Here is a 7,710-nt window from a genome sequence, read left to right on the forward strand (position 1 = left end):
ACGAACGAGGCCACGCGATGTTCGGCGCCGAAGGGCGACGAACCGGCAACGAGGAGCAAAACACCTCCTCCCAGGACCTGGCACGCCGCTTAAGAAAAGATACTGAGGCTATGACCCTACACGTGACCACAGGGGATACTGACCATGGCCGAACACGTCGCTTAAGAAAAGATGCTGACACCGACGCTGAGACGATTAAACCTCGACCCGCTTCGCATTCCCCAACCCCAGATAGCTTTCAATCACCCGCGGATTACCGCTAAGCTCGTTAGCCTTGCCTTCCAGCACAATCTCGCCTGTTTCCAGTACATAACCATAATCCGCCACTTGCAACGCCGCCCGCGCATTCTGCTCTACCAGCAAAATCGCTACACCTGTGCTACGTAAACGCGAAATGATCTGGAAAATCTCGCGTGCGATCTTGGGAGCCAGACCCAGGCTAGGCTCATCCAGCATCAGCAATTGGGGCTGCGCCATCAGCGCCCTGCCCACGGCCAGCATCTGGCGCTCGCCGCCCGATAACGTCCCGGCCTCTTGCGTTCTCCGTTCACGCAGTCGAGGGAACAAATCATAGACTTCATTTATGGTTTCTTTCCAACCATGCTTGCCCGCCCGATACAACCGGAACCCACCCAACAGCAAGTTGTCTTCCACCGACATGCTGCCAAACAGTTCGCGTCTTTCCGGGACCAGGGAAATGCCGTCGGACACCCTGCGCTCGACCTGCCACGAACCGATTTCAGCACCCAGATACTCGACCGACCCTATGCTGTGTCCGGACGCCGGCAATGATCCCATGATGGAATTGAGCAAGGTGGACTTGCCCGCACCATTCCCGCCAATCACCGTTACGATGCTGCCCCGCGTCACCAGAATATTGGCGCCTGCCACCGCATTGACCTTGCCATATTTCGCTGACAAGTCCGTAACTTTCAAAACTGCGTGCTTAGGCTTGTTGACGGCGCTCATGCGTTTCTCCCTACCGCGCCGGTAGCGGTGTTTGATGCAACCACAGCATCTTCGGACTCTTGATAAGGGGCGTCGTTGAAGTCAAGATCCTCATCGATGCCGCCCAAATAAGCCTCCAGAACAGCCGGATTCTGCTGGATGTCTGCGGGCAGACCTTCAGCCAGCTTGGTTCCGAAATCCATTACGACAAGATGATCTGTAAGATTCATCACGAAATCCATATCGTGCTCAACCAGCAAAATGCTCATCCCTTCCTGTCGCAATTGATCCAGCACTTTGGCCAATTCCTGCTTTTCTTTATAGCGTAATCCTGCTGCAGGTTCGTCCAGCAATAACAACACCGGATCTGCCGCCAAAGCACGGGCGATCTCCAGAATCCGTTGTTGCCCTAGCGCGAGATTGCCGGCCTGCTCATACAAATACTCGCCCAGGCCAACGCGTTGTAGCTGTTTGGCAGCTTCATGCAACAGCTTCGCCTCGTCGGCACGCTCGGCATGCAAGGCCGCAGCCAATACACCGACCTTGCTGCGCAAATGCGCACCCAGCGCCACATTCTCCAACACCGTCATTGTGGGCAAAAGCTGTACATGCTGGAACGTACGCCCCACCCCCAGCTTGGCGATCTCACGCGAAGGCAAGACATCCAACCGCTGATCCAGGAAACGGACGATGCCACTAGTGGCCGGCAACATCCCGGTAATAAGATTGAACGTCGTACTCTTGCCTGCCCCGTTCGGGCCGATAAGCCCCATGATCTCACCCGCTTTCAGCGAGAAACTGATGTCGTTCACGGCCACCAGGCCGCCGAACTCCTTGCGGATAGCATCGACTTCCAATACCAGCGTGCCTCTTTCCGGCCGTTCACGTTGGGGCAAAGCCGGCGCCTCGGGCGGCGGAGCCACTCGCCGACGTTCACTGCGGCCAGCCAATACCGACCACCAGGAAGAAAGTATTGGCCAAACACCATCGCGCGCGTACTGCAAAACCAGTATCATCAACACGCCAAAAACGATGAGTTCAAAGTTGTAATTCGTGTCGAGAATCTTTGGCAGCACGTTCTGCAACTGATCTTTAAGTGTCAAGATCAGTCCCGATCCCAGTACGGCTCCCCATACGCTGCCTGCGCCGCCCACCACCGCCATGAACAGGTACTCGATTCCATAGTTCAGGCCAAAGGGGCTGGGACTAACGGCGCGCTGCATATGGGCATATAGCCAGCCAGACAATGATGCCAGCAGCGCGGCATAGACAAAGATGATGACTTTATAGCTGGCCATGTTGATACCGAACGACTCGGCCATGCCCCCGCTGCTTTTGAGTGCGCGAATGGCACGGCCTGGCCGAGAATCCAGGAGGTTGCGAGTTGCCCACATCGACAATAGTACGGCTATCCAGATCAGATAATAGATATAACGCCCATTGCCCAGCGAGATGCCAAAGAACTGAATGGGGTTGATCCCGGCTATCCCGTCATATTGGCCCAGAAATTCCAGATTGCCGAACAGATAGTACAAAGCCAGACTCCAGGCCAGCGTACACAATGGCAAGTAATGCCCGGACAGCCGCAAGGTAATGGCGCCCAGGATATAAGCCACCACGAAAGTGACTGCAAGCCCGATCAGCAAGCCAATCCAGGGCGACCAGCCTATCGAGGTCGTCAGCCATGCAGTCGCATAAGCGCCAATGCCTACAAAGGCAGCTTGCCCGAATGAAGTAAGGCCGCCAACGCCAGTGAGCAGCAGCAGTCCCAGCACGACCAAACTGGCCAAACCCACGTAGTTGAGATGCGTAATCCAGAACTCAGGCGTACCGGAAAACATGGGTAAAACCGCCAGCACAAGCACCACGGCAATAAGCAACAATCGGTTCATGGCTTACTCCTCGTCGTCCGTATGGTGCGTGCCAAACGAGCGCCACAACAACACAGGAATAATCAGCGTAAACACGATCACCTCTTTGTAGGCGCTGGCCCAGAACGAAGAAAAAGCTTCCAGAATACCGACGAATAAAGCACCGCCGGCGGCAATGGGGTAGCTGACCAGGCCCCCGAAAATCGCCGCTACAAAGCCCTTCAACCCAATCAAGAAGCCGGTATCGTAGTAGACAGTTGTGACCGGCGCGATCATCATGCCCGACAACGCACCGATGGCGGCTGCCAGCGTAAACGTCAGGCTACCCGACATATTTGTGCTGATCCCAACCAGGCGCGCACCCCTGCGATTAACCGCGGTGGCGCGTAGAGCACGACCGTATAGCGTTTTGCTGAAAAACAGCCACAGACTGATAATGAGCACAGCACAAGTACCCAGCACGAAAAAGGTCTGGGCCGACCAGCTGACCACACCCATTTGCACCTCGCCTTCAATAAAAGGAGGGGTACGCCAACCTTCTGCGCCGAAAAACACCAAGGCCAGTCCCGTAAGAGCAAAATGCACCGCGACGGAAATGATCAGCAGCACCAATACACTGGCTTCCGCCACAGGCTGATAAACCAGCCGATACACCATAGGACCCAAGGGCACAACCAGAGCCATAGAAAAAAGAATACTAATCCAGAGCGATGTATCTTTACTTACGATGTAGGGGGCAAGCAGATACAGGGCGACAGGCAGCAACACTGTCCAGGCAAAAGTCTTGCCCATGCCCGACCAATTACTGCTGCGTATGGCCGCAATAAGCTCCACTGCAAACACCACGAAGCCAACGATAGGTAGCAAAGTGACAGTGCCGGGTATGCGGCCGTTAACCATGAAAGCCAAAGTCAGTGCGCCGAAAGCAACGAATTCGCCCTGGGGAATGAAAATGACTCGCGTCACAACAAACACCAGCACTAGCGCCAAGCCTAATAGTGCATAAATAGCGCCATTCATGACACCATCTTGCAGCAATATCAGCAATATAGTTGAATCCATTTTCGGACAACACCATAACAATAGGGCACGGCCTGTCTTGCACCCCTATTTCAGACAAAGATAACAAATACCGGCCCTTAAGGCCGGTATTCGTATCAACTTAGATGCCGCGTCAACAATTCGACACGAACGGACCCGATCGCAAAATACGAATCGGGCCCGCCATTGTACGGATTACAGATCAGGCTGATACGTCCACTTGCCATCAACGACCTTAACCATTACGCGAGCGCGCTTGTCAAAGCCGGCATGATCAGTCGGGCTCATGTTGAACACACCCTGCGATGCAGGCAAATCCTTGATTTGCTCGATCGCGTCGCGCAGTGCCTGACGGAACTCGGCGGTACCAGGCTTGGCACCGGTTTTAAGCGCTTGAGGAATGGCCGTCGACACCAACAACCCGGCGTCCCACATATGGCCGCCAAAGGTGTTGATCGTGTCCGCACCGTATTTGGCTTCGTATTTGGTTTTATATTCCAGCGCGCTCTTCTTGACCGGATTGCTATCGGGCAATTGGTCGGCCACCAGCAATGGGCCGGCCGGCAGGATCATGTCATTGCAGTCTTTGCCGCAAACACGCAGCACGTCGTTATTGGCCGCACCGTGGGTCTGATACATGATGCCCTTGTAGCCGCGGCTTTTGAGCTCGCGCTGTGGCAATGCCACAGGTGTACCCGAACCCGCTACCAGAATGCCGTCAGGCTTGGCCGCCACCAGCTTCAGGGCCTGGCCCGTTACGCTGGTATCGGTACGGCCATAGCGTTCGACGCCGACCATCTTGATACCCTTGGCTTTTGCGGCTTCAGTCATAACATTAAGCCAACCTTCGCCATAGGCATCGCTATAGCCGATAAAGCCCAAGGTTTTCACCCCTTGCTTGGCCATGGCGTCGGCCAGGGCGCTGGCCATCAACTGATCGTTTTGCGGGGTCTTGAAGACCCACTTGCGGGCGCCTTCAACGGGTTCAACAATCTTGGCATTCGCCGCGACACTAATCATGGGGGTGCTGGTTTCACCCGCTACGTCCACCATAGCCAGCGAACCGGGCGTCACCGAAGTGCCAATCACCACATCCACCTTGTCGTCGGTGATCAACTTACGCATATTCTTGACGGCCACTGTCGTGTCAGTGCCATCGTCAAGCACGATGTATTGAATCTTCTGCCCGGCAATTTCAGTTGGCAGCAAGGCGACCGTATTGCGCTCCGGAATCCCCAGCGACGCCGCGGGGCCGGTGCTGGCCACGGTAATGCCAACTTTGATCTGTGCCGAAGCTATCATGGGTAACGCAAGCGCTACGGCTCCCGCCAACACCGAAAGTCGAACTGACTGATTGAAATTCATTATTGTGTCTCCATGGATGGCACGGTATCCGGCCCGGGAAAGGTGGCGTTAAAAGTTATACAAAAAATCGCACGCTCTTGAAAATAGCGTATCACGTCGAATCGGCAGAAAACATAGGTGTTTTCCATTTATAAAGTTTAGGACTCTAGTAATTTTACGAATGCCTCGGGATTATGGACAAAAATAGAAACAAAGTCTTTTAGGGGATTCCCTGCATAGACATGGTAGAAAAAGTACCATGACAGGGGAACCTCTTGATTCGATCAAAGTCGATTAACATGGCATATCAATTCGTACGGCTTTTTTATAGGTGTTCATGTGAACAAGATCCAGAAAACCGACGCCGAGTGGCGTGAACAACTGACTCCAGAAGAGTATGCCGTAGCCCGGCAAAAAGGCACCGAGCGTCCATTTACCGGCCGGTACTGGGATACTGAACAGACAGGCATCTACCGTTGCGTAGGCTGTGGAACTGCGCTATTCGCTTCGGACACCAAATTCGATGCTGGCTGCGGTTGGCCCAGCTATTTTGAAGCCATCAATCCCGATAACGTACGTCAGGAAATCGACACCAGCCATGGCATGGAGCGCATTGAAGTGCTTTGCAATGTCTGCGACTCCCATCTTGGCCATGTATTCCCCGACGGTCCTCCCCCTACCGGCAGGCGCTATTGCATCAATTCCGTTTCCCTGAAATTCGAACCGACTAAATGAAGAAATTCCTTTTCGACCTCTTTCCACTGATACTTTTTTTCGTGGCGTTCAAGTTTTCCGATATTTTTACGGCGACGGCAGTAGCCATTGCCGCAGGCGTGGGTCAGTTCATCTGGCTCAAGGCTACTGGCAAGGCCATAGAAGCCACCCACTGGATCAACCTGACTGTCATAGTGGTATTCGGCGGTGCAACGCTATTTTTCCATAATGATGTCTTCATCAAATGGAAACCAACGGTCCTGTACTGGCTGTTCGCCACCATTTTGGTAGGCGGAAAATGGTTTTTTGGCCGCAACCTCATGCAAAAGCTGATGGGTGCGCAAGTTGCCATGCCTGCTGCGGCCTGGGACAAGCTCAACTACAGTTGGGCAGGTTTCTTCGTGCTGTCGGGTGCGCTCAACCTCTACGTCGCCTTCTCGGGTGCATTCACTGAAGCGCAATGGGTCAATTTCAAGGTATTCGGCCTTATGGCCTTGCTACTCTTGTTTGTCATTGCCCAATCAATTTGGCTAGGCAAACACATGAAAGACAGCACTGAAACCGTCGCCCTTCCTGGCGCCACGGAACCAAAAAAGGAGTCATGATGTCTACAGATCGTATGGACGAACTGGAACAGCGTCTGGCACCGCTGGCTCCTACTTATTTCGAAATCATTGACGAGTCGCACTTACACGCCGGACACGAAGGCAGCAAAAATGGCGCAAGTCACTTTCGGGTTGTTATCTGGTCCGATCAATTTAACGGACTCAACACACTGGCCCGCCACCGACTTGTGTATGATCGCGTACACGATTTAATGCCTTATCCCATTCACGCTCTGGCAATTGTTGTCAAAGCCACCAAGTAAAAGGAATTACATGAAACGACTCGCCGTATTTGCAGCAGCTTGCGCTATTGCCGTACCCGTTTACGCGCAAAATATCGCCAGCGTCAATGGACAAGCTATTACGCAAGCTAAATTGGATCAATTTGTTGCCTTGCTGGTCAGCCAAGGGGCGCAAGATACGCCCGAACTACGCACCCAGGTCAAGCAAGAAATGGTCAACCGCCTGGTCGCCGTGCAAGCTGCCGAGAAAGCCGGTATCGACAAGCAGCCAGCAGTGACTCAGGAAATAGAACTGGCCCGCCAAGGCATCCTGGTTCGGGCCCTGATGGCTGATTACCTGAAAAAGAATCCGGTCACCGATGCCAGCATTCAGGCAGAATACGACAAAATTAAAAAAGAACAAGCAGGCAAGCAAGAGTTCAAACTGCGCCACATCCTGGTTAAAGACGAAAAGACAGCAACCGATTTGACCGCTGCAATCAAAAGCAAGAAAGTGACTTTTGACGCGGCCGCCAAGAAAGACTCCATTGATCCAGGCAGCGGCAAGAACGGCGGCGACTTGGGCTGGGGACCAGCCAGCAACTACGTGCCTGAGTTTGCAAAAGCTGTTGAAGGCCTGAAAAAAGGCGAAATGACTGCTAAACCGGTCCAAACGCAATTCGGCTGGCACATTATCCAGGTTGAAGACAGCCGTGCCGTGAAGTTCCCGGAACTGGCCGAGGTCAAGCCTCAAATCGAGGAAATGCTGCGTCAGCAACAACTGGCCGAGTATCAGCAAGGGCTGATCAAAAGCGCTACCATCAAGTAACGATGGGGTTGCCGGGCTGGGTTAACGCACAGGGTGTGTAGCCTCCAGCCGTGATCAAGTCAGTGAGAACGCCGTTAAACCTATGTGTTTAATGGCGTTTTTTCTTGCTTGGTGTTTTTTCTTGCTTGGTGTTTTTT

At 53.5% G+C, this 7,710-nt stretch carries 8 protein-coding genes; 4 read left to right on the top strand and 4 right to left on the bottom strand.

All coding sequences use genetic code 11. The features are described from left to right. Nucleotides 1–195: 195 nt before the first annotated feature. The 4 genes from ABWO67_RS18125 to ABWO67_RS18140 form a co-directional block, all read right to left on the bottom strand. A complete protein-coding gene (locus ABWO67_RS18125) occupies nt 196–969 on the bottom strand; it encodes an ABC transporter ATP-binding protein (protein ID WP_353154343.1) in 774 nt (257 codons plus the stop codon). After that, nucleotides 966–2,840, bottom strand: a complete 1,875-nt coding sequence (locus ABWO67_RS18130) for a branched-chain amino acid ABC transporter ATP-binding protein/permease (protein WP_353154345.1) — start codon at nt 2,838–2,840, stop codon at nt 966–968. Before ABWO67_RS18130 ends, ABWO67_RS18125 begins: the two co-directional genes overlap by 4 nt. Before the next feature lie 3 nt (nt 2,841–2,843). Beyond that, nucleotides 2,844–3,881: a branched-chain amino acid ABC transporter permease gene (locus tag ABWO67_RS18135; RefSeq protein WP_353154348.1), complete on the bottom strand. Its 1,038-nt coding sequence runs from the start codon at nt 3,879–3,881 to the stop codon at nt 2,844–2,846. Nucleotides 3,882–4,055: 174 nt separating this feature from the next. After that, entirely contained in the window at nt 4,056–5,225 is a 1,170-nt protein-coding gene (locus tag ABWO67_RS18140) for an ABC transporter substrate-binding protein (RefSeq protein WP_353154351.1), read from the bottom strand. Between the two features lie 318 nt (nt 5,226–5,543). On the opposite strand from ABWO67_RS18140, the gene msrB reads away from it, so the two are divergent. Genes msrB through ABWO67_RS18160 form a run of 4 tightly spaced genes read left to right on the top strand, consistent with a single transcriptional unit; the run spans nt 5,544 to nt 7,573 of the window. Beyond that, on the top strand, nt 5,544–5,939 hold the full coding sequence (gene msrB / locus ABWO67_RS18145; RefSeq protein WP_353154353.1) for a peptide-methionine (R)-S-oxide reductase MsrB: 396 nt from the start codon (nt 5,544–5,546) through the stop codon (nt 5,937–5,939). Then, a complete protein-coding gene (locus ABWO67_RS18150) occupies nt 5,936–6,523 on the top strand; it encodes a septation protein A (protein ID WP_353154356.1) in 588 nt (195 codons plus the stop codon). Before msrB ends, ABWO67_RS18150 begins: the two co-directional genes overlap by 4 nt. After that, entirely contained in the window at nt 6,523–6,786 is a 264-nt protein-coding gene (locus ABWO67_RS18155; RefSeq protein WP_353154361.1) for a BolA family protein, read from the top strand. The genes ABWO67_RS18150 and ABWO67_RS18155 overlap by 1 nt, the downstream gene beginning before the upstream one ends. Before the next feature lie 10 nt (nt 6,787–6,796). Continuing rightward, a complete protein-coding gene (locus ABWO67_RS18160) occupies nt 6,797–7,573 on the top strand; it encodes a peptidylprolyl isomerase (RefSeq protein ID WP_353154358.1) in 777 nt (258 codons plus the stop codon). Nucleotides 7,574–7,710: the final 137 nt, after the last annotated feature.

Origin of the sequence: Pollutimonas bauzanensis, from assembly GCF_040393045.1 — a bacterium.
In the GTDB taxonomy this organism is placed as follows: domain Bacteria; phylum Pseudomonadota; class Gammaproteobacteria; order Burkholderiales; family Burkholderiaceae_B; genus Pollutimonas; species Pollutimonas bauzanensis_A.

What these genes read in the sequence shown, in the direction of transcription:
- ABWO67_RS18125 (WP_353154343.1), bottom strand. Translation starts at nt 969, where the DNA reads ATGAGCGCCGTCAACAAGCCTAAGCACGCAGTTTTGAAAGTTACGGAC.
- ABWO67_RS18130 (WP_353154345.1), bottom strand. Translation starts at nt 2,840, where the DNA reads ATGAACCGATTGTTGCTTATTGCCGTGGTGCTTGTGCTGGCGGTTTTA.
- ABWO67_RS18135 (WP_353154348.1), bottom strand. Translation starts at nt 3,881, where the DNA reads ATGGATTCAACTATATTGCTGATATTGCTGCAAGATGGTGTCATGAAT.
- ABWO67_RS18140 (WP_353154351.1), bottom strand. Translation starts at nt 5,225, where the DNA reads ATGAATTTCAATCAGTCAGTTCGACTTTCGGTGTTGGCGGGAGCCGTA.
- ABWO67_RS18150 (WP_353154356.1), top strand. Translation starts at nt 5,936, where the DNA reads ATGAAGAAATTCCTTTTCGACCTCTTTCCACTGATACTTTTTTTCGTG.
- ABWO67_RS18155 (WP_353154361.1), top strand. Translation starts at nt 6,523, where the DNA reads ATGTCTACAGATCGTATGGACGAACTGGAACAGCGTCTGGCACCGCTG.
- ABWO67_RS18160 (WP_353154358.1), top strand. Translation starts at nt 6,797, where the DNA reads ATGAAACGACTCGCCGTATTTGCAGCAGCTTGCGCTATTGCCGTACCC.